This window comes from Marinobacter nitratireducens, assembly GCF_000708045.1.
Lineage (GTDB): Bacteria > Pseudomonadota > Gammaproteobacteria > Pseudomonadales > Oleiphilaceae > Marinobacter > Marinobacter nitratireducens.
On the sequence record NZ_ANIE01000002.1, the window covers coordinates 69694 to 95963 of the forward strand.

23 protein-coding genes and 1 tRNA gene are annotated in these 26270 nt (G+C 56.2%); 19 read left to right on the forward strand and 5 right to left on the reverse strand.

The features are described 5' to 3' along the window. Window positions 1-233: 233 nt before the first annotated feature. From D777_RS01235 to D777_RS01250, 4 genes are all read left to right on the forward strand, one after another. Entirely contained in the window at window positions 234-1061 is an 828-nt protein-coding gene (locus D777_RS01235) for a metal-dependent hydrolase (RefSeq protein WP_036127971.1), read from the forward strand. Window positions 1062-1140: 79 nt separating this feature from the next. Continuing rightward, complete coding sequence (locus tag D777_RS01240) at window positions 1141-2124, forward strand: DegV family protein (protein ID WP_227501623.1); 984 nt, start codon at window positions 1141-1143, stop codon at window positions 2122-2124. 137 nt (window positions 2125-2261) lie between these two features. Further along, window positions 2262-3296, forward strand: a complete 1035-nt coding sequence (locus tag D777_RS01245) for a hypothetical protein (RefSeq protein WP_036127976.1) — start codon at window positions 2262-2264, stop codon at window positions 3294-3296. A gap of 28 nt (window positions 3297-3324) precedes the next feature. Then, on the forward strand, window positions 3325-3966 hold the full coding sequence (locus D777_RS01250; protein WP_036127978.1) for a LysE family translocator: 642 nt from the start codon (window positions 3325-3327) through the stop codon (window positions 3964-3966). An 82-nt stretch (window positions 3967-4048) separates the two neighbouring features. Here the strand turns inward: D777_RS01250 and fdxA are convergent, their stop codons facing one another. Together fdxA and mutS are read right to left on the reverse strand one after the other, a co-directional pair. After that, window positions 4049-4372, reverse strand: coding sequence for a ferredoxin FdxA (gene fdxA / locus D777_RS01255; protein WP_036127980.1), 324 nt, complete (start codon window positions 4370-4372; stop codon window positions 4049-4051). A 174-nt stretch (window positions 4373-4546) separates the two neighbouring features. Beyond that, the gene (mutS, locus tag D777_RS01260) at window positions 4547-7168 is read right to left on the reverse strand and encodes a DNA mismatch repair protein MutS (protein ID WP_036127982.1); all 2622 of its coding nucleotides are present in this window, start codon (window positions 7166-7168) and stop codon (window positions 4547-4549) included. 85 nt (window positions 7169-7253) lie between these two features. Between mutS and D777_RS01265 the strand changes: the two genes are divergently transcribed. From D777_RS01265 to D777_RS01275, 3 genes are all read left to right on the forward strand, one after another. Continuing rightward, window positions 7254-7766 (forward strand): nicotinamide-nucleotide amidohydrolase family protein, encoded by a 513-nt coding sequence (locus tag D777_RS01265; protein ID WP_036127984.1) that lies wholly within the window; start codon window positions 7254-7256, stop codon window positions 7764-7766. 162 nt (window positions 7767-7928) lie between these two features. Continuing rightward, window positions 7929-8969, forward strand: coding sequence for a recombinase RecA (gene recA, locus D777_RS01270; RefSeq protein WP_036127986.1), 1041 nt, complete (start codon window positions 7929-7931; stop codon window positions 8967-8969). Window positions 8970-8991: 22 nt separating this feature from the next. After that, window positions 8992-9462, forward strand: coding sequence for a flavodoxin family protein (locus tag D777_RS01275; RefSeq protein ID WP_036127988.1), 471 nt, complete (start codon window positions 8992-8994; stop codon window positions 9460-9462). A gap of 1 nt (window position 9463) precedes the next feature. Here D777_RS01275 and D777_RS01280 read toward each other — a convergent pair whose 3' ends face one another. Next, window positions 9464-9841 carry a PilZ domain-containing protein gene (locus tag D777_RS01280; protein WP_036127990.1) on the reverse strand — a complete coding sequence of 126 codons (378 nt, stop codon included), beginning with the start codon at window positions 9839-9841 and terminating at the stop codon, window positions 9464-9466. A gap of 266 nt (window positions 9842-10107) precedes the next feature. Here D777_RS01280 and D777_RS01285 point away from each other — a divergent pair, with 266 nt between their 5' ends. Genes D777_RS01285 through D777_RS01295 form a run of 3 tightly spaced genes read left to right on the forward strand, consistent with a single transcriptional unit; the run spans window position 10108 to window position 14817 of the window. After that, complete coding sequence (locus D777_RS01285; RefSeq protein ID WP_036127993.1) at window positions 10108-12516, forward strand: Lon protease family protein; 2409 nt, start codon at window positions 10108-10110, stop codon at window positions 12514-12516. A gap of 39 nt (window positions 12517-12555) precedes the next feature. Next, window positions 12556-13182: a response regulator FixJ gene (gene fixJ, locus D777_RS01290; protein WP_036127996.1), complete on the forward strand. Its 627-nt coding sequence runs from the start codon at window positions 12556-12558 to the stop codon at window positions 13180-13182. A 45-nt stretch (window positions 13183-13227) separates the two neighbouring features. Next, window positions 13228-14817 carry an ATP-binding response regulator gene (locus tag D777_RS01295; RefSeq protein WP_036128239.1) on the forward strand — a complete coding sequence of 530 codons (1590 nt, stop codon included), beginning with the start codon at window positions 13228-13230 and terminating at the stop codon, window positions 14815-14817. Window positions 14818-14833: 16 nt separating this feature from the next. On the opposite strand, the gene D777_RS01300 is transcribed toward D777_RS01295, so the two are convergent. Further along, complete coding sequence (locus D777_RS01300) at window positions 14834-15712, reverse strand: MaoC/PaaZ C-terminal domain-containing protein (protein WP_036127998.1); 879 nt, start codon at window positions 15710-15712, stop codon at window positions 14834-14836. 246 nt (window positions 15713-15958) lie between these two features. On the opposite strand from D777_RS01300, the gene D777_RS01305 reads away from it, so the two are divergent. Next, on the forward strand, window positions 15959-16990 hold the full coding sequence (locus D777_RS01305) for an AraC family transcriptional regulator (protein WP_036128000.1): 1032 nt from the start codon (window positions 15959-15961) through the stop codon (window positions 16988-16990). 136 nt (window positions 16991-17126) lie between these two features. Further along, window positions 17127-17203, forward strand: a tRNA-Asp gene (locus D777_RS01310). Window positions 17204-17381: 178 nt separating this feature from the next. On the opposite strand, the gene D777_RS01315 is transcribed toward D777_RS01310, so the two are convergent. Beyond that, a complete protein-coding gene (locus D777_RS01315; RefSeq protein WP_036128003.1) occupies window positions 17382-18437 on the reverse strand; it encodes an AraC family transcriptional regulator in 1056 nt (351 codons plus the stop codon). A gap of 131 nt (window positions 18438-18568) precedes the next feature. Here D777_RS01315 and D777_RS01320 point away from each other — a divergent pair, with 131 nt between their 5' ends. The 7 genes from D777_RS01320 (at window position 18569) to D777_RS01350 (ending at window position 26248) form a co-directional block, all read left to right on the forward strand. Beyond that, the gene (locus D777_RS01320; protein WP_036128004.1) at window positions 18569-20638 is read left to right on the forward strand and encodes an NADPH-dependent 2,4-dienoyl-CoA reductase; all 2070 of its coding nucleotides are present in this window, start codon (window positions 18569-18571) and stop codon (window positions 20636-20638) included. 122 nt (window positions 20639-20760) lie between these two features. After that, window positions 20761-22005 carry a DNA repair protein gene (locus D777_RS01325; RefSeq protein ID WP_036128007.1) on the forward strand — a complete coding sequence of 415 codons (1245 nt, stop codon included), beginning with the start codon at window positions 20761-20763 and terminating at the stop codon, window positions 22003-22005. 109 nt (window positions 22006-22114) lie between these two features. Continuing rightward, a complete protein-coding gene (locus D777_RS01330; RefSeq protein ID WP_036128009.1) occupies window positions 22115-22999 on the forward strand; it encodes an NAD(+) kinase in 885 nt (294 codons plus the stop codon). Between the two features lie 2 nt (window positions 23000-23001). Further along, the gene (locus tag D777_RS01335; protein WP_036128011.1) at window positions 23002-24015 is read left to right on the forward strand and encodes a metallophosphoesterase; all 1014 of its coding nucleotides are present in this window, start codon (window positions 23002-23004) and stop codon (window positions 24013-24015) included. Between the two features lie 39 nt (window positions 24016-24054). Beyond that, entirely contained in the window at window positions 24055-24918 is an 864-nt protein-coding gene (locus tag D777_RS01340) for a rhomboid family intramembrane serine protease (protein WP_036128014.1), read from the forward strand. A 182-nt stretch (window positions 24919-25100) separates the two neighbouring features. Then, window positions 25101-25412, forward strand: a complete 312-nt coding sequence (locus D777_RS01345) for a YeaC family protein (RefSeq protein ID WP_036128017.1) — start codon at window positions 25101-25103, stop codon at window positions 25410-25412. After that, window positions 25409-26248 carry a DUF2797 domain-containing protein gene (locus tag D777_RS01350; RefSeq protein ID WP_036128020.1) on the forward strand — a complete coding sequence of 280 codons (840 nt, stop codon included), beginning with the start codon at window positions 25409-25411 and terminating at the stop codon, window positions 26246-26248. Before D777_RS01345 ends, D777_RS01350 begins: the two co-directional genes overlap by 4 nt. Window positions 26249-26270: the final 22 nt, after the last annotated feature.

Below are 26270 nucleotides of genomic sequence, written 5' to 3' on the forward strand. Positions count from 1 at the left end.
CCTCCGGTAGTAATCGGAGGTGATCAACCCCCTGTGTGTCCTTGGGAGGCTTCGGCCTCCCTTTTTTTGTGCGTGACACGATGTCATTTTGTGACAAGTTGTCGCGAATCGTGTCTCCGGCCCTTCCTTGCATTTTTCAAACAGGTATACACTGGCTCTAGTGGTGAATATTTGTCCGTTGTTCGCATTCGATAAACAGAACAAAAAACTGCAAATAACAGGAGGCGGCCGCCATGGCTATCAGCTCAACACCCGAGGGCGTATCCGTTCAGCCCCGGCATATTCGTTTTGATGTCAGTGAGGAACTGAAGACCTTCTGGCATGGCAACGATGCTTTCCGAACCGCGTTTTTCAATGCTCTGTCCCTACAGTTTCCGGACGGAGAGCAGCAATTTATCAATGCGGTCAGGCTTTACCGGGACAAGATTGATGATCCCAAGCTGAAGTCCGAGATTCGCGGTTTTATCGGCCAGGAAGCACTCCACAGTCGCGAGCACAAGGAGTATAACGAGGGCCTGAAGGCCCGTGGCTATGATATCGATGCCATTGACCGCCGGTTCGCCAAACACATGGCGTGGGTCGGGCGCTTGCCGGCCAGTCGGCAGTTGGCGGGAACCTGCGGTGCTGAGCACTACACGGCCGTGCTGGCGAATGCCATTCTCAGTCACCCGGAGTGGATGGAAGACGCCACCCCGGCAATGGCCAGGCTCTGGCGCTGGCACGCCATTGAGGAAACCGAGCACAAGTCCGTTGCGTTTGACGTATACAGGGAATGCGTTGGCAATGAGCGTCTGCGCCGCATCGTCTTCTTGTTTGTCACCTGGAATTTCTTCAAGTATACCTTCCTGAACACCTGCAGCCTGCTGAAGACTGACGGCAAGCTCTGGAGTGTCCGTACCTGGCTGGGCGGCCTAAACTTTCTCTGGGGCAAGCCCGGGGTGATTCGAAAATGCATGCCTGAGTTCCTGGCGTATTTCCGAAAGGGTTTCCACCCCTGGCAACAGGATAACCGCCGGCTGCTCGAGAAAAGCCTGAGTGAGCTGGAGTCGTCGACTCGATGAGAGCATTTGCTGAAATTGTGACCGGGTTGTGTAACACTGGGCGTCACGTAGAAAAACAATGACAATAACGGGCCAGCCTATGAGCCACGGCCCGATGCTGGAGGCGCGCACGATGCGAGTTGGTCTGATCGTAGATTCGGCCTGTGACTTACCCTATGAGTTCAGCCGCAAGCATGATCTCTTTGTGCTGCCGGTAACGGCAGTGATTGACGGCCAGACGTATATCGATAACCACGATCCCGTTAGAACTCAGGAGTTCTATCAGAGTGGCCTGCTCCAGAAGGGGCATCATGCGGAAACCCAGGCGTTCACGTCCGAACAGATCCACGACCTGTTCATGGAAGAAATCGTCACCCAGTTTGACGTTGCCTTCTGTGAAACGGTCACCCGCAGCCGAAGCCTGATCTTCCAGAATGCAACAGAAGCGATGAACAGTGTCATGGCCAACTATGAGAAGGCCAGGGCAGCGGCAGGGAGAGATGGTAAGTTCTCCATGCGCGTTATCGACAGCAAACAGATCTTTGCAGGGCAGGGATTGCTGGCCGCGCACACGCTCAATCTGATCAAGAAAAAACTCTCCAAGAACGCGCTTCGGCATGAAGTGGAGACTTTCTCCGACAAAATCTACACCTGTGTTATTCCTCGGGATCTTCACTACATCCGCGAGCGCGCGCGTCGTCGGGGTGACAAGAGCATTTCGGCGGTTGTCGCTTTTCTTGGCAAGGCACTTAACATTACTCCGGTTATTTTCGGGCAGGGCGCTGAGGGGCAGCCCGCGGCAAAGACCCGGAACTTCGATATGGCGGTCGAGAAGGTTATGAACTACGCCGCAGCCCGGGTTGAAGCAGGTTTGTTAACGCCCTACGTGAGCCTGTCCTGCGGTCTTACCTGGACCGAAATAGAGGACCTTCCCGGGCTCAACAATCTCCGGGAAGCCTGTGAGAAAAATGGCGTCGAGTTGTTGCTCTCGCAGATGGGCATCACCAGCAGTATCTACATCGGCCCGGGCAGTCTATGCCTGGCATTGGCGGCCGAACCTCACAGTTTCAGTGATTTTCAGTAGTCCCTGACCTTCTGTGCGGCGGGGTTATTTGCCCCGCCGCAGCGCTTTCCGGGTATTTTTGGCAAACGGCACCGGCGTTCGACCGTGGTAGCCTCGTACCTTGTGAGAAAGCCAACAAATAAAGGAAGCCCGAAGCCATGACCCAGAGCGGTACGGATGTTGCCAACGCCCTGTTTGAACAGCACGTTAAATACGAGATGTCAGCTCTAAAAGGGGCCAAGCTTAGGAAATTCCTGGAAAAGGAAGTCACCGAACTGTTGTCCCATGCTGAATCTGTAACCCTGAGCCGGCTGACTTCCGCGGAGCAGGTTATGGGCGTGATCCAGCGCATAGTGGTAGACATGGAGCTGGATTCGGGAATCCCGGAACTTGCGGCGGAAATGGCCACGGAGGTGCTGAACGCGTCGGTTCAGGCAGACACAACGCTGGGGGAAATTATTTCCCGTGAACAGGCCACCGGCTTTCTGGAAGAGACTCTGAGCCTGCGTCAGCAGCGTGAGCGCGTCATCGCGGAGATCATGGCGCACCCGGTGTATCAGGAGCTGGTTTCCAATGTGGTCTATGCCGGGCTGGTCAATTACCTGTATGAAGACAACCTGATCACCAAGTCCGTTCCGGGTGTTGGCTCGGTGATGAAGTTTGGCAAGAAGATGGCGAACAAGGCAGTACCGGGGCTGGATGAAACCTTCGAGCGTCGTATCAAGGCCTGGCTGTCCGACAGCCTGCCGGGGCTGATCGCAAAGAGCGAACAGTTCCTGCACCGGGCGCTCACCGAAGATGAACTCCGGGACACGGTGATGGCTGCCTGGGTCTCCCTTGAGGACCGCACCATCGCCGAATTGCACGAAGGGCTGGGCGACATCGAATTGCAGGAATACGTGGTGCTGGGTTACGAATTCTGGCTGCAGTTCCGAAAAACGGCGTACTTTGAAGGCTGTGCACGATCCGTGGTGGAGCACTTGTTCGTCAAATACGGTGATCGCCCCATTGTTGACCTGCTAAACGACGTTGGCGTGACCCGGGATGTGATCATGGCCGAGATTGATGCCTACGTGCTTCCGGTTATAGACGTGTTGCGGGAAGAGGGCTATGTTGAGGCTCTCGTCCGTCGCAGGCTGTCCGGGTTCTACAAGTCTGCCGCGGCCCGTAAGATTCTTGAACCGGAGGGGTAGCACTCGATGCCTCCGGTAATGCCGGAGGCTGATCGTGTTTACTGACTTGTTCTGGGCCTATCTGGCCGCCATTACCCTGCTGACCGTGACGCCGGGCGTCGACACGCTACTGGTGATGCGCAACACCGGGCGGGGCGGACTCGGGGATGGCTGCATTACCAGTGCCGGCATCTGCACAGGGCTGTTTATCCACGCCACGCTGTCTGCTCTTGGTATTTCTATTCTGTTGGTTGAAACGGCCTGGGCGTTCTCGGCGCTGAAATGGGCCGGTGCCATATACCTTGTCTGGCTGGGCATTTCCTCGCTTCGGCGGGCGATGGCTCAGGGCAGTGGTGGCCCTGGGGTGGAAACAACGGCGCCTGACCGGCGCCGGGTGCCGGCGATGACGGCGTTTCGGGAAGGCTTGTTATCCAACGTACTGAACCCGAAAACGGCACTGTTCTACATGGCGTTGCTGCCACAGTTCATTGATCCGGCGGGGAACGCGTTCCAGCAGTCCCTGATTCTGGCGGGTGTGCATTTCCTGTTGGCGATGCTCTGGCAGTGCGGGCTGGCCTGGGTCGTCTACCGGTTTCGCGGTATTGGTGCGCATCCGCGATTGCGTAAGGCGCTGAATGCCCTGACCGGTGGTTTCTTCGTGGCGATTGGCGCCAAGCTGGCTACGGCGTGATTGCCGGCAAATAAAATCGTTGGTTGGCACAATAAAAAAAGGGAAGCGATCTGCTTCCCTTTTTTTGTCGGCTGAAGGAGCCTTATTTTTCGAGATACTGGAGCTTGTCCGGCTTGCCGTCCCACTCTTCTGCATCTGGCAGAGGATCTTTCTTTTCGGTGATGTTCGGCCACTTGCCGGCCAGATCCGCGTTGATCTCGACAAACTGTTCCTGGCCTGCGGGCAGCTCGTCTTCCGAGAAAATTGCTTCTGCCGGGCACTCAGGCTCGCACAGGGCACAGTCGATACACTCGTCCGGATCAATTACCAGAAAGTTCGGGCCTTCGTAGAAGCAGTCTACCGGGCAGACTTCCACGCAGTCGGTGTATTTGCACTTGATGCAGTTATCAGTAACGATAAACGCCATAGTCAGATCCCTGGTCCAATGGTCAATCTCATCGGGAGCTCTAAACAGGCTCCATGGTTATGTTTTAATGCGCGATATTGTAGGGAGCGTCCCGCTACCCCGCAAGCATTGGGCCGCTATATCGATATTACCTAGGTCAAATTGGCCGGAAAATCCTTCTTCCGGCCCATTTCATCACTTGCCCATTAACTCCCTGAGCTCGTAAAGCTGGTTCAAGGCGTCACGGGGCGTCAGGTCGTCCAGATCCAGTGACTTGAGTGCGGTCTCCACGGCACTCGGCTCCAGGCTGGCAAACATGTCTCCCTGCATGACCGGCTCAGACACCTGTTGGGCTGGCGTGTTTTGCTGGGCCGGTTGACTGCCTTGAGCAACCGGCGCTGCCGGGGAAGCGCTGCCTTCCAGGTGTGAAAGCTGGCTCTTGGCGTTGCGGATGACGTCCTGCGGAACCCCTGCGAGCTTGGCGACCTGAAGGCCGTAGCTCTGGCTGGCGGGGCCGTCATGGACGTTGTGCAGGAAGACAATGCTGTCGTCGTGTTCGGTCGCGGTGAGGTGCACGTTCACCGCGTGGTCGAGATCATCAGCAAGCTGGGTGAGCTCAAAATAGTGGGTGGCGAACAGGGTGTAGCAGCGGATGTTCTTGGCCAGATGCTCGGCGGTTGCCCAGGCGAGAGACAGGCCATCAAAGGTGCTGGTACCCCGACCAATCTCATCCATCAGGACCAGGCTGTGTTCGGTGGCATTATGAAGGATGTTGGCGGTTTCGGTCATTTCCACCATGAAGGTGGAGCGCCCGCCTGCGATATCGTCGGAGGAGCCCATGCGGGTAAAGATCCGATCCACCGGGCCGAGAACAGCGCGGTTGGCAGGGACGAAGCTTCCTGTGTAAGCCAATAGGGCAATCAGCGCCGCCTGGCGCATGTAGGTGGATTTACCACCCATATTGGGACCGGTGATCACCAGCATTCGGCGCTTGGTATCCATCAACAGGTCATTGGGCACGAACGGCTCGTCCAGTAGCTGTTCGACCACAGGATGGCGGCCTTCTTCAATGTCAAAGCCCGGGGATTCGGTGAATTCTGGTGCAGAGAAGCGCAGGCTGGTGGCCCGCTCGGCGAAGTTGCTGAGCACGTCCAGTTCCGCCAGGGCCTGAGCGGCATCCTGCAAGGGCGCAAGCTGGGCTGCAACGGTTTCCAGAACCTCGTCGTACAGGCCTTTCTCGCGGGCCAGAGCCCGGCTCTTGGCGCTCAGCGCCTTGTCTTCGAACTCCTTCAATTCCGGCGTGATGAAGCGTTCGGCATTCTTCAGGGTCTGGCGACGGATGTAATCCACCGGTGCCTGATCTGACTGCGCCCGGCTGATTTCGATGTAGTAGCCGTGTACCCGGTTGTAGCCGACTTTCAGAGTACTAATGCCGGTACGCTCCCGCTCGTGGGTTTCGACGTCCAGCAGATACTGGCCCGCGTTCTCGCTGATGTTGCGCAGCTCATCCAGTTCTTCATCAAAGCCTTCGCGGATGACGCCCCCGTCCCGGATGACGACCGGTGGATTGTCGATGATGGAACGCTCCAGAAGATCCGCGAGTTCAGGGTATTCACCAATGACGGTGGCCAGCTTGACCACATGGTGGGAGTTCACGGGCTTCAGTGTTTCCTGCAATTCCGGCAACGCCTGGAAAGCGTCCCGAAGACGGGCGAGGTCCCGTGGTCTGGCGGAGCGAAGGGCAACACGGGCAAGCACCCGTTCAATGTCGCCTACAGCTTTGAGCAGGTCATGCACCGGCTCGTAATGGAAGCCGTCGAGCAGGGCAGATACGGCCTGCTGGCGTTGCTGAACGGTCTCGGTATCCCGCAGGGGACGATTCAGCCAGCGCCGGAGTTCCCGGCCGCCCATGGCGGTTGCCGTTCTGTCCATCACCCAGGCCAGGGTGTACTGATGGCCGCCCATCAGGTTAGTGTCGATTTCCAGGTTGCGGCGGCTGGCGGCATCCAGAACCACCGCCTCATCCCGGCGTTCCCGGGTGAGCTTGCGGATGTGAGGCAGGGCGGTGCGCTGGGTTTCCCGGGCGTACTGGAGCAGGCAGCCCGCGGCGCAGATGGCCAGAGTCAGGTCGTCACAGCCAAAACCGGTAAGATCCCGGACCTGAAGCTGGTCGGTGATCATCCGGTGCGCGGTGTCGGCCTCGAACAGCCAGGGGCCCTGCCTGCGTACACCGGTAAATCCTTCCAGGACTTCTTCATAGGGAAAATCTTCACTGATCAGGATCTCGGCCGGGCGCAGACGTTGCAGTTCACCCTGCAGGGCTTCCAGATTTTCCAGTTCGGACACCGCAAACCGGCCACTGGAAATGTCCAGGGATGCAAAGCCAAATTGCTCGCGCTGGTTATAGATCGCCACCAGCAGGTTGTCTCGGCGGTCTTCCAGATAGGCATCGTCGCTCAGCGTACCGGGGGTAACAATCCGCACCACTTGCCGCTCAACCGGTCCTTTGCTGGTTGCCGGATCGCCAATCTGTTCGCAGATGGCAATGGATTGACCCGCACGCACCAGCCGGGCAATGTAGCCTTCAGATGAGTGGAACGGGATCCCGGCCATGGGAATTGGGTTGCCGCCTGACTGTCCCCGGGCGGTGAGGGTAATGTCCATCAGCTCGGCCGCTTTCTTGGCATCCTCGTAGAAAAGCTCGTAGAAATCACCCATTCGGTAGAACACCAATTCGTTCGGATGCTGCCCCTTGATTTTCAGGTACTGCTGCATCATTGGTGTGTGCTTGGAAAGATCGGTCTGGGCTGCTGGCATGGACGGTCCGGTTTGTGTTGCGTTCGTGGGATGAAGCGGTGAATTGTAAGAAAATAATCCCTTGGATGAAATGAAGGAGAGCATGATGGTGGTGTCGGATGTTGAACTGGATGAGGCGGCTTCAGCACTGGGCGAGCTACTTGAGGCGCAGGGGCGCATGATCGTGACCGCTGAAAGCTGCACCGGCGGCTGGGTTGCGAAGGCATTGACCGATAAGGCCGGCTCCTCTGCCTACGTAACTGGGGGACTGGTAACGTACAGCAACGAGGCCAAAAAACGTCTGCTGGGGGTGAGTGACCAGTCTCTGGTTGAGCACGGTGCGGTCAGTGAGCCGGTCGTAAGGGAAATGGTCGCCGGGGCCGTCGCGGCCACCGGGGCGGATATCGCTGTAGCCATCAGTGGTGTGGCCGGCCCCGGGGGCGGAAGCCCGGACAAGCCGGTTGGCACGGTCTGGTTCGCCTGGGGCGACGGAATCCATGGCATCGAGGCCGAGGTAAAACGCTTTGACGGAGATCGGAATGCCGTGCGCCGTCAGTCTGTTCTGTATGTATTACAGTCGGTTACCGGATTCGTCAGGGCGTTGTCAGCAGATTCTTGATCCGGATCTCGCGGGAGGGGTTGGTCTGCACATCGGCTTATGTTTTAATACTGTTCAAATATACAGGAAAAGCCTGTAAGCACTGTACAGCATTCCTGCTTCATCATTTCGCGACCGTAGCCTGTCAGAGCTTCGGCGCCAGGCGACAGAGGGTAAAACGCAATGGAAGATAACCGCAAGAAAGCGTTGAGCGCAGCACTGAGTCAGATCGAGCGTCAGTTTGGTAAGGGCGCGGTCATGAAAATGGGAGATCAGCCTCGTGAAGCCATTCCTGCGGTATCTACCGGTTCTCTGGGACTGGATGTCGCTCTGGGTATTGGCGGTTTGCCTTACGGTCGGATTGTGGAAATCTACGGCCCGGAAAGTTCCGGTAAAACCACATTGACTCTCCAGGTGATTGCGGAAGCCCAGAAGCAGGGTAAGACCTGTGCCTTCGTGGATGCCGAGCATGCTCTGGACCCGGTCTATGCCGAGAAGCTGGGCGTGAATGTGGACGACCTGCTGGTTTCCCAGCCGGATACCGGTGAGCAGGCCTTGGAAATCGCTGACATGCTGGTTCGCTCCAACGCGGTCGATGTCATCATCGTCGACTCCGTGGCAGCTCTGACGCCGAAGGCGGAAATCGAGGGCGAAATGGGCGACAGCCATGTGGGTCTGCAGGCCCGCCTGATGTCCCAGGCTCTGCGTAAGCTGACCGGCAGCGTGAAGCAGGCCAACTGCCTGATGGTGTTCATCAACCAGATCCGTATGAAGATCGGCGTGATGTTCGGCTCGCCGGAAACCACCACTGGTGGTAACGCGCTGAAGTTCTATTCCTCGGTTCGTCTCGATATCCGCCGCATCGGCTCTGTGAAAGACGGGGACGAGGTCGTGGGTAACGAAACCCGCGTGAAGGTGGTCAAGAACAAGGTGTCACCGCCGTTCCGTCAGGCTGAGTTCCAGATCATGTACGGCAAGGGCATCTACCACATGGCGGAAGTTCTGGACATGGGCGTTAAGGAAGGGTTTGTTGACAAATCCGGTGCCTGGTATGCCTACAATGGTGACAAGATCGGCCAGGGCAAGGCGAATGCCTGCAAGTTCCTGGAGGAAAACATGGACATGGCCACCGAGATTGAAGCCAAGGTCCGTGAGAAGCTGATGCCGCAGCCGACCAAGAAAGAGGCAGAAGCGCCGGCAGAAGCCAACGGAGAACTGTTGTAAGAATCTGAAACGGGGAGGAGGTATGGCTGACAGGAAGAAATTACTTATTGTTGCTCATGCTCCTTCCCCAAACACCCTGCGACTGCGGGAAGCCGTAGAGCAGGGTGCCCTTCACGAAGACATCGAAAACGTCGACGTTGTTACCCTGGCGCCTCTTGATGCGGGCCCCGATGACGTTCTCGCCTGCGATGCCATTATCCTGGGCACCACTGAAAATCTCGGTTACATGAGTGGAGCGCTCAAGGATTTCTTCGATCGTAGCTATTACCCCTGCCTGGAAAAGACTCAGGGCCTTCCCTTCGCTTTCTACATTCGCGCCGGCCACGATGGAACCGGCACTCGACGCGCTATAGAAAGTATCACTACCGGCTTGCGCTGGAAGTTGTCGCAGGACCCGTTGCTTTGCCGGGGCGAATACAGCGATACTTTTGAGGAGCAGTGCCAGGAGCTGGGCATGTATATGGCGGCCAGTCTGGATGCCGGGTTGATCTGAGTTAGCCTGCGAGGCGATTGTATATGCCCTCGATGCGGGACAGAGCATTGTCCACCGCGCGGGAGTAGCGTTTTTTGTCCAGGCAATAACTGAACTGCACGCTGACCCGGTAACCTGCCTGGTAGGGGTGGCATTCCACAACCTGGGCACATACCCGGGATTCGTGAATGTATTTCCCCTCAAAATCCATGAACAGGCGAGTGCCCGTCTCCACAGGGCGAGGGCACAGTACCGCCATCCCGTACCGGTTCATATCGAGGCAAGTGACCGTGATTGGCGGTTTGCCCCGACTAAAAAAACCGCGCTCCCGCAGTTGTACTTGAAGACACGAAGCAGGGTATCGATCCTTGATCCTGCGATCTGCCAGATTATTCGTCATACGTTGGCATCCATGGCACTGCTTATCGTTGTTCTGATTGTCGTTGTTCTGATACGGCCGCGAGTTTTCTGAAAAAAGAACGGGCCGGACACGAGAGTTTAGTTGTGGTACAGCTGTCTGAAAAATGACCGCTTGTCGTTTTGTGAGCCAGGTAACAGTTTCTAGGGTATTGGACCGGATCGGTAAATCTTCCTCGCACAGGCGACACAAGCGCTTGCAGAATCTACAATGACCGGCCAATGATACAAACGTTACAGGACCACACCTTGAAGTCACTGTCGCTCCACCAGCTCTACAAAGCCTGCGTACTGAAAGACCTGCCGTTCAAAACCACGAAGCAGCTTGAGCCACTGTCCGAGATTGTCGGGCAGAATCGTGCCCAGGAAGCTGTGCGATTTGCCCTGGCCATGCCCCATGGGGGCTACAACGTCTATGCCGTCGGCCGTAACGGCCTCGGTAAGCGCACCATGATGCTTCGCTACCTGGAGCATCATGTTGATACTGAGCAGCAGAGCCATGACTGGTGTTATGTAGCGAACTTTGAGGAGCCCAGAACGCCGAAGCTTCTGAAGCTGCCGGCCGGGCAGGGTACCCAGCTGAAGCAGGATCTGGAAAAGCTGATGGCGCGTCTGGTGAAGGTTATTCCCCAGACGTTTGATAGTGACAATTTCCTGGAGCGGGCTGAGCAGCTCAAGAACGACTACGGAAAGCGCCAGGAAGATGAGCTTGAGAAAGTGGCTTCCCAGGCCAAGCGAAAAAAGGTCAGCCTCACCGTCACGACGCCCGGTGGGTATCGACTGGTCGCGATGAATGGCGACGAACCTCACACCGCCGAGACTTTTCAGGCTCTGACCCAGGCGGAGCGGGACAAGTTCGAGGACGCCATTAACAAGCTGGAGAAAAAGCTCCGTCAGGCGGTTCGCAAGGTGGCGGATCTGGAACAGGAGTATGCGGACAAACAGCAAGCGCTCAATCAGGAAACTCTGGAGGGTATTTCCGGTCATCAGTTGGATGAATTGGTAGAGAAATACCGTGATCTGCCTGATGTGACGGGTTTTCTGGAGGCCATTCGCAACGACCTGGAGGAAAATCTCGACATCTTCCTCGAGGACAACGACGAACAGGCGGCCATTGCTTACGCCTCGCTGGACAAGAAAATGCCACGGCGTTATCTGGTAAATCTGTTGGTTCACCAGAAAACCAACGAGGTCCCGGTAGTGGTGGAAGACAATCCTACCTACCACAACCTGTTTGGCTACGTGGAGAATGTTACCTTTAAAGGCACCGTATTCACGGACTTCTCGCTGATACGACCGGGTAGTTTGCATCGTGCCAATGGCGGTTACCTGCTGATGGACGCCATCAAGGTGTTGGAGCAGCCATTCGTCTGGGATGGGCTCAAGCGTGCGCTGCGATCGAAATCGATTCAGATAAACTCGCTTGAGCGGGAACTTACACTATCCGGCACTATTTCAATCGAGCCGGAAGCCGTGCCTCTCGATGTAAAGATCGTTTTGTTCGGTGATCGTGAAACCTGGATGCTGTTGCAGGAATACGATTCCGAGTTCGCCGAGCTTTTCCGTGTTACAGCGGATTTCGAGAATGAAATGTACCGCACTGACGAGAGTCAGTTGCTGTATTCGAAGTTCATCGCCAGTCTGGTCGATGAAAAGAAACTGCTGCATTGCTCAAGCAAGGCTGTGGCCCGGGTCATTGAACACAGTGCACGGATGGCGGAGCATCAGGACCGGCTGTCTCTGCACGCCGCAGACATTGCGAACCTGCTTCGGGAGTCAGATTTCTGGGCCCGTCAGGCCGGGGCGAAACTTATTCAAAACACCCATGTGGAACAGGCGCTGGAAAGCGCGCGGTACCGCAGCAGCCGGATCCGGGATCAGTTGTACGATTCCATTCGGGATGGAAGCACGCTGGTATCTGTGACCGGCTCCTGTGTTGGCCAGGTGAACGCGTTGTCGGTGTTATCAACGGGCGGGTTCGAGTTCGGGTTGTCAAACCGTGTCACCGCAAGCTGCTACTATGGTGATGGTGCGGTGATGGATATTGAGCGGGATGTAAAACTCGGAGGGAATATCCACTCCAAGGGTGTCATGATCCTGAGTTCTTGGCTGGCGTCGCATTTTGCGGTCACTGACCCAATGCACCTTTCCGCCAGTCTCACCTTTGAACAGAACTATGGCGAGGTTGATGGTGACAGCGCCTCCCTTGCGGAGCTCTGTGCGCTGATTTCATCCCTGGCGGAGTTGCCGGTGCGCCAGGACCTGGCCATGACCGGATCGGTGAACCAGTTTGGAGAAGTGCAGCCAATTGGCGGCGTGAATGAAAAAATCGAGGGATTTTTTGCAACCTGCAAACTTAAGGGTGGTCTGACGGGCAGCCAGGGCGTAATTATTCCAACGACCAATGTGCAAAACCTGATGTTGGACAGCGAAGTGGTTCAGGCCGTTCGGGCCGGGAAGTTCTCCGTCTACGCGGTTGATCATCTGGAGCAGGCTGTGACGTTGCTCCTTGGCCGGCCAGCGGGCAAGCAGAATGACAAAGGCAGGTACCCGAAGCAGAGCGTTTTTGGCATTATCCAGCAACGGCTCGATAAAATGCGTGAACATGAGCGCCAGGAAAGCGCACGGGACGAGCAAAAAGATCCGTCAATTCACTGACCGGATATCATAAGAAAACGGACAGGAGAGAATGTATCCATGAGTGACATCCAGCAGACGGTGTTTGTAGTAGAGGACGACGAGGCGGTTCGTGACTCCCTAGAACTATTGCTGAAATCCGATGGCAAACCGGTGAAAACCTATGAGAATGCCGCGGCGTTCCTGGAGGACTACTCCGACAAAATGGCCGGCTGCATTGTTCTGGATATCCGTATGCCTGGCATGGATGGCATGGAGCTCCAGAAGAAGCTGAATGAAAAGCACTCCATTCTCCCGATCATTTTCGTGACCGGACACGGTGATGTCCCCATGGCGGTCGACGCCATGAAAGAGGGGGCTGTGGACTTTATCCAGAAGCCCTATCGTGAAGAAGCATTGCTGGAAAAAATCGAAGCGGCCCTGGAACAGGACCGGGAGCAGCGTAAATCCCTGGATGAAAAACAGGAAATTATCCGTCGCGTGAAAAGCCTCACGCCACGAGAGCACGAGATCATGGATCGCATGATTGCCGGGCAGGCGAACAAGGTTATCGCCATTGAGCTTGAAATCAGCCAGCGTACGGTGGAGATCCATCGTTCCCGGGTCATGCATAAGATGGGCACGCATTCCCTTGCACATCTGGTCCGTATGGTACTGTCCGTAAAGGACCTTATCGACGCACGGTAATGTCACCGGCATTATACGGTGATGTTTTCAACCGGCCCCGTTTATATGACTGAAGCTGTCAGTGATAACTCCGAGGTGACGGTTCTGCTCGTCGATGACAATCCGCAGAACCTGAAAGTCCTCTACGAGACCCTGAAAGACAAAGGCTACCGCCTGCTGATTGCCAATGAAGGCGAAAAGGCGCTGGATCTCGCCAGCCGTCATCAGCCTGAGGTAATACTGCTGGATATCATGATGCCGGAAATGGACGGCTATGAGGTCTGTTCGCGCCTGAAATCTGATCCTCAGACGGCTGACTGTGCAGTGGTGTTCCTGTCTGCTCTGGACGATCTTCAGGCCAAGGTGAAGGGGTTTTCACTGGGTGGGGCCGACTACATCTCGAAGCCATTCCAGTCCCAGGAAGTGATTGCCAGGGTTAAAACCCACGCTCAGGTGATTCGCCTGGAGCGCGAATTGCAGGCGCGTAACCGTGAACTGCAAGGCGACCAGACTCGCATTCTCAATTCGATCAGTGAGGGCATATACGGCCTGGATGAGCATGGTGTCATCGAGTTTGCCAATCCAGCCGCTGCCCAGATCATGGGCTGTCCAGTCGAGGAGCTGATCGGCCGGAATTTTTTTGAAACCCATTTCGCCACTGCCTGCGAGAACACTGATGGTTTGCCTGCGCATGCGACCTGTCGTAAAGGCGTAGCCGAGAACCAGCGCAACATCCGCATGACCCGGGTCGATGGTAGCTGCTTCCCGGCGGAGTACCGTTCGACGCCGAAACTCGATGGGGGAGAGCTTCACGGTGCGGTTGTGGTCTTTCGCGATGTGACCGTCGAGCTGGAGAATGAAGCCGAGCTCGAAGCGACCAGGGCGCTGGTTCAGGAGCAGCGGGATCAGCTGGCCCATGCTTCCCGTCTGACAACCATGGGTGAAATGGCGGCCGGCTTCGCGCACGAGATCAATCAGCCTCTTACGGCCATCACCAACTATGCGCGGGTGTCCAAGCGGATGATGGGGAAGGAGTCGCCGGACTTGGCGCTGTTGGGGGAAACCCTGGATAAAATCGAGGCGCAGTCCCACCGGGCAAGTGAGATTATCCGGCGAATCCGAAGCTTTATGAAGAAGCCCGCCACAGGCAAGGAAGTTATTTCAGTGGCCGCGATGCTGGAGGATACCCGACAGTTCGCAGAGGTGGACATGCGGAACAACGAAGGCGGTATCGAGGTGTCTGTTGCGGATGGCGTGCCGGATGTATTGGCGGACCCCATCCAGGTGCAACAGGTTGCATTGAATCTTATCCGCAATGCCCTCGAGGCGACCCGCAGTGCGGGCACCGCGGCGCCTGTTGAGGTTAGTGCTCAGCCTGTCGGGCCCCAGTGTGTCCGGATTCAGGTCAGGGATCATGGTATCGGTTTACCCGATGATGCCGAAGAAAAGTTATTCCTGCCGTTCTACACGACCAAGTCCGAGGGCATGGGTATCGGGCTTGCTACGTGCCAGTCTCTCATCCAGGCCCAGGGCGGCGAGATCGGGTTCGAGAGGCCCGAAGGTGGTGGTGCGCTTTTCTTCTTTACTCTGCCGGTAACAGGCGTTGATGGCGGCTCCTGCGCCGACGTCACTGAGTCCCGAGAGGCGCAATCCTGAGGGCAGAAAGCTGCCCTCAAAGCCAGTCAATCCGCCCGCTCAGATGTGGGGCATCACCCTTGGCATTCAGAAGCTGATAGTCCCAGCCGGAATCGCCAGTCTTCCAGTTCAATTGCGCGGTTCCCGGCAGGAACAGTGGTTTTTTGAACTGGCAGCTCACTGTGAAAGCTTCTGATTTCCAGCCCTCCTGCTGCTCCAGTAACGCCAGCGCGTGAGCTTTGCTCCACATCCCATGGGCAATGGCTCTTGGAAATCCAAAAGCCTTGGCGCTCAACGCGTGCATGTGAATGGGGTTGCGGTCGCCTGACACACTGGCGTATTGACGACCGATCGACTCGGGAGCGTTGATGCTCAGGGTGTTGGGGTAACGCTCAAGCTTTGGCGGCGATGGTTTCTTGCCGGAACCGTTGCCTGATTCGCTCGCCTGCCGAAACAGGTTTGTGCTTGATTCTTCCCAGACCAGTCGTCCAGCGGAGTAGGCTTCGGTAATAAGGTCGAACTCGATGCCTCGGCTGGTTTTCTCCTGCTGACCCAGTCTGACTTCGATGTCGAGGTTCTCGCCGTGCCCAATTCCGCGATGCTGGGTGATGGTGTTTCGTAGGTGGACCAGACCCAGTAGCGGGATTGGAAATTCGCTGTCGGTCAGCAGTTTCAGGTGAAGCGGAAAAGCCATGATGTGGGGCCAGGTCGCCGGTACCCGGCTGCCTTTTTCGAAACCGCAGATTGATTGGTAGCGGGCCAGTGTGTCGCTTGATGTACTGGCGCCCACCAGGCTTGAAGCGATTTCCGGAATACTGATTGGGGAGTTGCCTTTTCCGGACTTTGGCATCAGTGCCCTGGCGTATAGCGGAAGCAGGGCCGGCGGACGGTTGTGATAGATGATGTTGTCAGTCATTGACTGGGCTCCTCAACCCGATATTCCGATAATCTTTTGTATGATAACAACGACGTAAGTACCGGGAATTTTTACATTCTGGTACAACTGTGCCTATGTGGCCTGATATGCTCTAATATAAGACCATGGTCGAAGACGTTTTGATCAGTCTGGCAAAGGAGGTCCGGGCAGACATTGACCCGGTATGCCCAGTCAAATGTCCGGTAGGTCAAAGCAGTATCCAATAAATAAGAAAAGTGGGATCTTATGCAGGAACTTCGTGATGCGGGAGTTATGTTGCGCCTGATTTATGAGGCGATGAAAAAGAAAGGCATAGATACCGACGCGATTTTCAGTCGCCTTGGGGTGGATGAAAATTACGTATACAGTGATCAGCTCAGAACGCCCCACAATGCCCAACTCTACTTCTGGCAGGCCGTTGAGGACGTTTCCGGAGACCCGGATGTCGGGCTGCATCTCGGGCAGCTGTTGCCAGCCTACAAGGGCCAGGTGCTCGAATATCTTTTTCTGAGTAGCCCAACCTTTGGCGAGGGCCTGAGGCGGGCTCAGAACTATCAAAGGCTCTTGAGTGATGCCGCCAATACCGGGTTCTTCCTGGAGGGCGATGAAGCCTGTATGGTTCTGGACACAGCCTCTGAGGAGGTGAGTCGCCTCCGGCATTTCAATGAATGCTTCGTTCAGGGCCTGATCACTTTTTTCAAGACCATCACTGACGACTCATTTTACCCTTCCAGAATTGAGTTTGAGCACGAGCGCGAACAGGGCCAGGACCATGTTGCCGAGGTGCTCGGCTGTGACGTTGTCTTTGGTGCTGAAGAGAACCGGCTCTATTTTCCGGCCAAGCTTCTTGCTCACGCATCGCCCCACGCCGAACCGGAGCTGCTCGACCTGCACGAACGTTTCGCCAGTGAGCAGGTGGCGCGCCTGGAGAAGAAGGACATCGTCGGGCAGGTTGAAAGAATTGTTGCGGAACTGCTGGATAGCGGCGAAGTCACTCTGGATGCCGTTGCTGAACGGCTGGGCATCAAACCCCGGACACTCCGGACCCGACTCACCGAGGCTGAGACAAGCTTCAACCAGGTTCTGGCAGATTTCCGTTATCGCCTCGCAAGGCAGTTGCTGGCAACCACCGACGAATCGATTGACGAGATTGTCTATCTGACTGGATTTTCGGAGCCAAGCACTTTCTACCGTGCGTTCAAGCGCTGGTCGAATATGACGCCAATCGAATATCGCAAAACTGCCCAGGGCAAGGATGCGATGGTTGATGCCATGTAAATCTGTTTTTTCTGAAGTTTTTTCGGAAAAAGCGTTGACATAGTCGGGCGCCTCTATATAATGCGCCCTCGTTGTCACCGAGCAGTCACACCCCTGACTGCAACGCCGTTCACCGGCAAGACGTGACAGCCATCGCGGAGCGGTAGTTCAGCTGGTTAGAATACCGGCCTGTCACGCCGGGGGTCGCGGGTTCGAGTCCCGTCCGCTCCGCCATTTTCTTTCCTCTCGCTAGTCCAAAACCTTCTCGTCATACTTCTGTCATCTTTTCTCAATACACTGTTCCTGAACTCAACGGACAGGAAAATCCCATGCTGGAATATGAAGAAGAGCTGATAGAGATTCAGTTTGAAGAATTTGATGACGACGATGGTCTCGACGACGCCACAGAGCTCTAGTGTCTCTCTTTGTCCGAATTGAAGACCTTTCTGTGCTCGCCAGGGCTGATGTCGAACCAACGTCTGTAGGCCTTGTGAAATGCCGCCGGGTTTGCGAAGCCCAGTAACCAGGCGATTTCAGTCAGTGAGCTGCCTGTCTCCCGTATGTAATCCCTCGCCAACAGTTTTCTGGTGTCGTCCATCAATTCCCGAAATGTCGTTCCCTCGCGGGACAGGCTGCGTTGCAGTGTCCAGGGCGAAAGTCCGAGCTTGTCGGCGATGGTTTTGAGGCTGGGCGTTTCTCCCTGGAAAAGAGGGGTAAGAAGGTTTTTGACCTGATCCCCGGTGCTCCATCCCCGTTTAATCTGCTGCAATTCCGCCTCGCACATGTCTCGCAACTTCGAGTGCATTGCCGCTTGCGCCTGTCCGGAAGGCAGAGACCAGGCCTCGGGGCAGATCACGACCTGGTTTTGCTTTGCTCCGAATCTAACCGGGCACCGAAACCAACCTTCGAAAAGATCGTCCAGTCCTGTCGAGGGGTACTCGATGGAGACCTCCTCCAGAACCTCATTTCGTCCGGTCAGGTGCCGGGCAAACTGGGCCCAGGCCGCCAGGACAGAGTCCACCACAAAGTAATTGAAGTCGTTGTAGGGGCGAATTGAGTAAAAGTTTACCGAGCGATTCCGGTGATCAATCGATGCGTTCCCGCGAATGCTCTGGCTCCCGAGCAGGGCGTAGCGAACCAGCGTGTCGAAACCCTGGGCCACGGTTGGTGCTGAAGCGCCTGCCAGACCGGCGATGCCGACATCGACGGGGCGGGTCATTGCGCCCATCCGGAGGCCCAGCGCCCGATTGCCGGTGAGCTGAATGGCGGCATGGCCAAGGCGCATCAATCGGGGAAGGCTGATTCTGGCAGCTGGGGAGCTAAGGGTTTGCTCACTCAGGTTAAAGCGGTCCATCAGGTCAGCAATGTTCGCGCCCTCGGCCTCGGCGGCCCGCAGTAGTACGGCGACGTAGAGTACGCTGATATCGCCCAGGGTATTCGCAGAGCCTGTTTTCCGGGATGAGGGCATAGCTTGTCTGACATGTTACCTGAAGATAATAGAATGTTATCCAGGGATATTGTCTGCGGCAAGTTTGCCCGGTAGCTTTGGGTCTACAAAAAACGGCAAGACCTGCCTTTGCCTTCGATGAGGAGATCACGATGACCGCAGTCGCTACCCCGGGTGTTAGCAAGTATCCCAATTTGCTTGAACCACTGGATCTTGGTTTTACCAGGCTTCGCAATCGGACCCTGATGGGATCCATGCATACCGGTCTGGAGGAGGCCAAGCATGGTTTTGAGCGGCTTGCCGCCTTTTATGCCGAGCGGGCTCGTGGGGGGGCGGGGCTCATTGTGACGGGTGGTATTGCACCGAATACAGAGGGTGGCGTTTTCCAGCACGCGGCCAAACTGACGACGGACGACGAGGTTGAGAAGCATCAGATCATCACCCGTGCAGTCCACGAGGCGGACGGAAAGATTTGCATGCAGATCCTTCATGCCGGGCGCTACGCGTACTCCCCCGAGTCAGTTGCGCCATCAGCCATTCAGGCGCCAATCAATCCGTTCAGGCCGAATGAGTTGGACGAAGCGGGGATTGAAAAACAGATTCAGGATTACGCCAACTGCGCGGCTCTGGCTCAAAGCGCCGGGTACGATGGCGTCGAAATCATGGGTTCCGAAGGTTACTTCATCAACCAGTTCATCGTGTCGCACACCAACCAGCGGACCGATGGCTGGGGCGGAAGTTACGAGAACCGGATCCGGTTGCCCATTGAGATTGTGCGTCGTGTCCGTGAGCGCGTGGGTGAGAAGTTTATCCTGGTTTACCGTCTGTCGATGCTGGACCTGATTGAGGATGGCAGTACCTGGGAAGAAGTGGTTCATCTGGCGAAGGAAATCGAAAAGGCCGGAGCGACCATTATCAACACCGGCATTGGCTGGCACGAAGCCCGTGTGCCGACGATTGCCACCTCGGTTCCCCGCGCTGCCTTCACCAAGGTCACTGCAAGGCTGAAGAGCGAGGTGAGCATTCCGCTGGTCACCACTAACCGCATCAACATGCCGGATGTTGCCGAGAAGATTCTGGCTGAAGGTGATGCCGACATGGTCTCCATGGCACGTCCATTCCTCGCCGATGCCGACCTGGTTAACAAGGCAGCGGAGGATAGGGCGGATGAAATCAATACCTGCATTGGATGTAATCAGGCTTGTCTGGATCACACATTCAGCGGCAAGTTGACCTCGTGCCTGGTGAATCCCAGGGCCTGCCACGAAACCGAGCTGACCTATGTCAGAGCCGCAGCGCCAAAATCAATTGCGGTGGTCGGGGCTGGTCCGGCTGGTCTGGCCTTTGCCACGGTAGCCGCGGAAAGAGGGCACAAAGTCACTCTGTTTGATGCTGGTAGCGAGGTTGGTGGGCAGTTCAACGTCGCCAAGCGGATCCCCGGGAAGGAAGAGTTCTATGAAACGCTGCGCTATTTCCGGGTGATGCTGGATAAGTATGGGGTTGATGTGCGTTTGAACACCCGCGTCGACGTCGAGGCCCTGAAATCGGGCTCTTTCGATGAGGTTGTTCTGGCGACCGGTATTGAGCCGCGTACTCCGGATATTGATGGCATCGACCACCCCAAGGTGATCAGTTACCTGGATGCCCTGCTTGAGCGCAAGCCGGTCGGGGAGAAAGTAGCGGTTATCGGCGCAGGCGGCATTGGCTTTGATGTGTCCGAGTTTATCGTCCACAAAGGTAGGTCGGCCTCTCTCGATACGGATCACTTCATGCGTGAGTGGGGCGTGGATCTGAGCGTGGCGCACCGCGGCGGCATCAAGGGTATGACGCCGGAGTTGCCGGAACCTGCCCGTGAGGTCTTCCTTTTGCAGCGCAAGGCATCGAAGGTTGGCAAAAACCTGGGCAAGACCACAGGCTGGATCCATCGCACGTCGCTCAAGCATCGCCAGGTTCAGATGATACCGGGTGTCAGCTACCGCAAGATTGATGACGACGGTCTGCACATCACCATCACGCCCAAAGGCGCTGAGCAGGGCGAAGATCGGTTGTTGCCGGTTGATACCATCATCGTGTGCGCCGGCCAGGAGCCGTTGAGGGAGTTGCAGGCGGGTCTGGAGTCTGCTGGGCTGCCCGTTCACCTGATTGGTGGGGCTGACGTGGCTGCGGAACTGGATGCCAAGCGTGCAATCGACCAGGGAAGCCGATTGGCTGCAGAGATCTGATTGCGGTCTCATAGGCTGGTTTGATCACAAATCTTTGCAGTTTTTCCCTGTGCACCAGAGATTGTCTGGCTAGACTGTTATGCTGAAGTCTGGCCAGACAATTTTTATTTGGGGAATAGCAAATGGTATCTGCCGACCAGGCAACTGATGGTTATGCGGCGGTGTTTTTTATGGAAGGTGGGCGGGTTGCCCGGCAGATGCGCGCCACTGAGTTTGGTGCCTTCCTGGATGGTTACGTGGGGTTGTCTGACCTTGCCGAAACAGATGTTCGGGCGGTGTTGGTTGACCTGAGCCCGAGCCTGCATGTTCGTTCGCTGGTCTTTTTCCGGATTTGGTTTGATGAGGAGGGGCGAGCTGATTCCAGCTGGAATGTGCCGATAGAGAGCCTTGCGCTGAAGGGGGCCAAAGGGCCGGATATGGGCGCCGGGCCGATTCGTCTGGTCTGCAAGAGCCAGTGCCCGGAGCCCAGGTTTGCAGACGACCTGTGGGACCCCGACATGACACCGGGCAGTAACCACTTCCAGGCAATTCGAAAAGCCGTTGAGTCAAACTCCCTAAAGTTTCAGAAGATTGAGCCGGAGCCGGAAGAAGATATTCCCGTACTCAACGCGTCTGAGTCTGAACAGAAACAGGAAGAATCCGCTGTATCGATAGACCGTGCCCGCCTGGCGCAGCTCATCCGTGAGCATCGTCTGCGTATTAAAACCCTTCAGAGTGTCCATCGGGATTCGTTGTCCGAGATCCAGCGCGAGCACCGGCTTGAGCTGCAGTCGCTGCGCAGTGAATTCGCAGACCTCGAGCAGAAGCATGAGCGCCTTCGACTGACCAATGAACAGCTGAAGAAGCGTCTGTCGGAACGCAATGAGCAGTATCTGGCAATGCAGGAGGAAATGGGGTCTGGAGAGGAAGCGAAGCAGCGGGATGACAGCAATACCGAGGCCGAGCTGGTTTTGCTCAGGGAACAGCTTGAGCGGCGCCAGAGGGAGCTTGAGCTTCGCGACGAAAAGATCGTTGCTCTTGAACAGGAGCTTCATGAGCTGAAGGAGCGCGAACCGCCCGAAGATTCCATTCTGGGCGAACTCCAGAAGCAAACGGTCTTTCTGGTTGCCTATCACCCCGGTGTTGGCCACATCACCCTGCCGTATAGCGATATCGAAACCTACTTCAACAACCCCGTAGCCTATGCAGCCGAGCGCTGCGATATGAATGAGCCCGCCTACAGGGAGTGGCTGGAGCATTATGAAAACCCGGTATGCGGGCACAAAGGCGAGGATGGCAAGGTGTGTGGTGAACCCATCATGCGGATTAGCCAGCCGGCTGAGTTTCGTGCCGGCGTCGACGACAGATGTGAGAAGCATCAGTCCTGACCCGGGATCTTTTTTCAGTATCAGGCCCACTTTCGTTAAACTGTACCGAATTTGTGAAGGGGGAGGGTGAGTCCTCTCCCGACGGCACCCCGAGATCACAGGACACCTCATGGATCAGTTCAGGAATATTGGCGTTATTGGGCGAATGGGCAGCGTCAAAGTGGTTGAGTCGCTGCGACAGCTCAAGCAGTACCTGGTCGCGAACAACTATCACGTCATTCTGGAAGAAGATACGGCGGGCATGTTGCCTGGCCACGGCTTGCAGGTCGCCAGCAAAAAACTGCTGGGCGAGATCTGTGATCTGGTCATCGTCGTTGGCGGTGATGGCAGTCTATTGGGCGCTGCCCGGGAGCTGGCCAAGTCCAAGATCCCGTTGCTGGGGGTTAACCGTGGGCGCCTCGGATTCCTGACCGATATTTCCCCCTCCGATCTCGAAGAGCGCCTGGGCCAGGTGCTCGAAGGTGATTACATGGAAGAAACCCGTTTTCTGCTTGATGGCAATGTCGAGCGCAACGGGCAGCCCCTTGGTTTCGGTACCGCATTGAACGATGTGGTTCTCCATCCGGGCAAGTCTACGCGGATGATCGGGTTTGACCTGTTTATTGATGGGCACTTTGTCTACAGCCAGCGTTCTGATGGTCTGATTGTATCCACGCCTACAGGGTCAACGGCATACTCGTTGTCCGCTGGCGGTCCGATCATGCATCCCAAGCTGGACGCCATCGTTCTGGTTCCCATGTTCCCTCACACCCTGAGCAGTCGCCCGATCGTGGTTGATGGCAAGAGCGAGATCAAACTCGTTATTGGTGAGACCAACGAAACCTATCCGCAGATCAGTTTCGACGGGCAGATGAACATTGCCTGCGCGCCGGGCGATATCATTCGTATCACCAAAAAGCCATTCAAGATCCGCCTCATCCACCCCACGGATCATAATTTCTATGCCACCTGCCGTGACAAGCTTGGTTGGGCCAGCGAAATAGCAGCGAGTTGATCATGGCTGTTAAAAAAAGCGCCGCTGCTCGCGGCTACGATATCATCGGTGATATCCACGGGTGTGCCCATACGCTTGAGCTTCTTCTGGAGCAAATGGGGTATCGGAAGGTAAACGGTGTCTACAAGCACGATCGTCGCCAGGTCATTTTTATCGGCGATATCATTGACCGCGGCCCACGGATTCGGGAAGCCCTGCATCTGGTGCGGGACATGGTTGAGCATGGCTCCGCCCGCATCGTGATGGGCAATCATGAGTACAACGCCCTTGGTTATTGCACCAGAGCCAGGCCGGGCAGTGGCAAGACCTGGCTGAGGGAGCATAATCCCCGCCATGATCGGCTGATCCGCGAGACCCTTGAGCAATTCGAGCATTATCCCCATGAATGGAATGAGTTTCTTGAATGGTTCTATACCATTCCTCTGTTCATTGAGGAGGAAAACTTTCGGGCGGTGCATGCCTGCTGGGACGGTGACCTGATCGAGAAGTTCAAGCGTACCCAGGGAGGAGCGTGCATTGATGATGACTTCCTCCATGCGTCGGCTGCGCTTGAGTCATTTGCCGGGCAGGTGATGGATACCTTGCTGCGGGGCACGGACCTTCGTCTGCCGGATGGCATGTCGATAACCGGTCGTGACGGCTACGTTCGGGAGTTTTTCCGCACCAAGTTCTGGGCGGACAACCCGCAAACCTATGCCGATGTCGTTTTTCAGCCGGACCCTTTGCCGCCGGAAGTGGCAAAACGGGTGCTGACGGATGGAGAACGCAAGCAGTTGATCAGCTACCCGCTGGAGGCGCCACCGGTCTTCGTTGGCCATTACTGGATGGAGGGCAAGCCGGCGCCGCTCAAGGCCAATGTAGCCTGCCTCGATTACAGTGCTGTGAAATACGGCAAGCTGGTTGCGTACCGGTTGGACGATGAGCGCGTACTTTCGCCGGACAAGTTTGTCTGGGTGGATGTCGAGCGCCCGGAAATGCCGGATTCACCCGGTATGGAAGACAGTGTGGCCCGATAACCAGTCGGTAGCCCTGAACCCCTGGCGGCGAGGTTATTTGTGTACCGCGTAAAGCAATTGGATACTTCGGTGAACCTTGCCGATTTCAGCCAGTGGCTGAGACAGCAGGGTGTGGCTCATCGCATCAGTGAGGAAGGTGGGTTTCAGGTTCTGTGGCTGGAGAACCCCGATCATGCGGAGCCGGTGCTGGCGGCGCTGGATCGTTTCCTGGCGGAACCTGAACTCCGGCAGGCGGTTGAGGAAAGAAATCGGTCGCCGGTCCACGTCGCTGGGCGTTGGCAGCCATCGCCTCGCCACGCGCCGACGGTTCTCGGGGTGATTGGTATCGGCGTTCTGATGGCGTTCCTGACATCGCTTGGCCGAAACGAGATCTCTGCTCTGCTCATGTTCGTGGATCCGCGTTACTATGACTGGGGCTCCCTCGCGGTGCGGACGGACGCAGTGCTCGACACCTTGTCTGGCGGGCAGGTCTGGCGCCTGATTACTCCGGATTTTCTGCATTTCAGCTGGTCTCACATTCTCTTTAATTCCGTCATGCTGTGGTTTTTGGGAAGCCAGATCGAATGGTTTGATGGACGCGGCCGGTTGCTTGTTCTGTTCCTGATAACCAGTGTGTTCTCGAACAGCCTTCAATATCTGGTTTCCGGCCCCTTGTTCGGGGGGCTGTCCGGTGTTGTATACGGTATTCTGGGTTATTGCTGGCTCAGTCAGCGTCAACATCCACGGTTCCAGTTTCCGCCTGCCCTGATTACGTTTGCCGTGGTGTGGATGGTGATTGGCTTTACTCCGCTGCCCGAGGTGATCGGATTAGGGCGAATGGCTAATGAGGCTCACCTGGGTGGGTTTGTGGCCGGTTTGGTTTGTGCCCTTGTCTTGCCGGCGAGGCGCCGTCGGGCGAGTTGAGCGAGAGCAGGAATGTAAAAAAATGCCCCACCGAAGGGTGGGGCTAAAAGAGCTTTTAGCTCCTGATGAGAGAGACCAAATGAAACGACCGTTGTCATTTGGTGAGTTAATGATAATTATTATCGTTTGCGGTTGTCAAACGATTACCGGGAATTTTTTTAAGTTTTTTTGGGGAGGCTCAAATGACCTACGATGAATTGATTGAACGGCTTGATCCCAATGTCTACCGTAGCCTGCGCCAGTCACTGGAGCTGGGCAAATGGCCGGATGGCAGGAAATTGACCCGGGAGCAACGGGAAATAACCCTGCAGGCCGTGATTTATTACGAGAATCTGCATAACGTCCCGGAGGCAGAAAGAACCGGCTACATTGACCGTGGCGAGAAAGCAGGCACGGCGTGTGATCCTTCCGTCCAGTTTATGTCAGCAAGCAGCAAGGCGACTGACAAGAATGAGGACATCGATCCAGATCAGTTTGTTGAGGTCAAATCTTGAGCAACGCCGTAGATGTAACCGGCCGGTTCCGAAAAATGCCGGCTGAGGCTGGCAACCCGGTCACTTATACACTGGCGGTTGGCGACGACCGCGTCGACCTGAATGATCTGCTTGGGCAGCTAGTCCAGATTGATTTCGATGGCGTTATCCGCTGCATCCACTGTGACCGGGTCACGAAGAAGAGTTTTAATCAGGGCTTTTGTTACCCGTGTTTCCGCAAGCTGGCGGCCTGTGATAGCTGCATCATGAGTCCGGAGAAGTGCCACTTTCACCTCGGAACCTGCCGAGAACCGGAGTGGGGTGAAACCCACTGCATGGTTGAGCATGTGGTCTATCTTGCCAATTCCTCCGGCCTCAAAGTTGGCATCACTCGGGCAACCCAGGTCCCGACCCGTTGGATCGATCAGGGCGCCGTTGCCGCTATCCCGATGCTTCGTGTTGCCAGCCGTTACCTGGCCGGGTTGGTGGAGGTGGCGTGCAAGAGCCACGTGGCTGATCGAACCAACTGGCGAGCCATGTTGAAAGGGGATGTACCTGAACTGGACCTGGCGCAGGAACGGCAACGCATGCTGGGGCTGATTGAGGATGACCTGGCTGCCTTGCGCGAAGTGCACGGCGAAGATTCGATTCGAGCCGTCGACGAGAGCGGTCTGGATCTCAGTTACCCCGTCGAGGTTTGGCCGGAGAAGGTCAAGACACATAATCTGGACAAAACGTCACATGTGGAGGGTGTCCTTGAGGGCATCAAGGGGCAGTACCTTATCCTCGATACTGGCGTGATCAATATCCGGAAATTCACCGGATACGAAGTCCGTTTTCGGGTGCAGGCGGAATAAGGCTCACCCTTTGAATCTGATG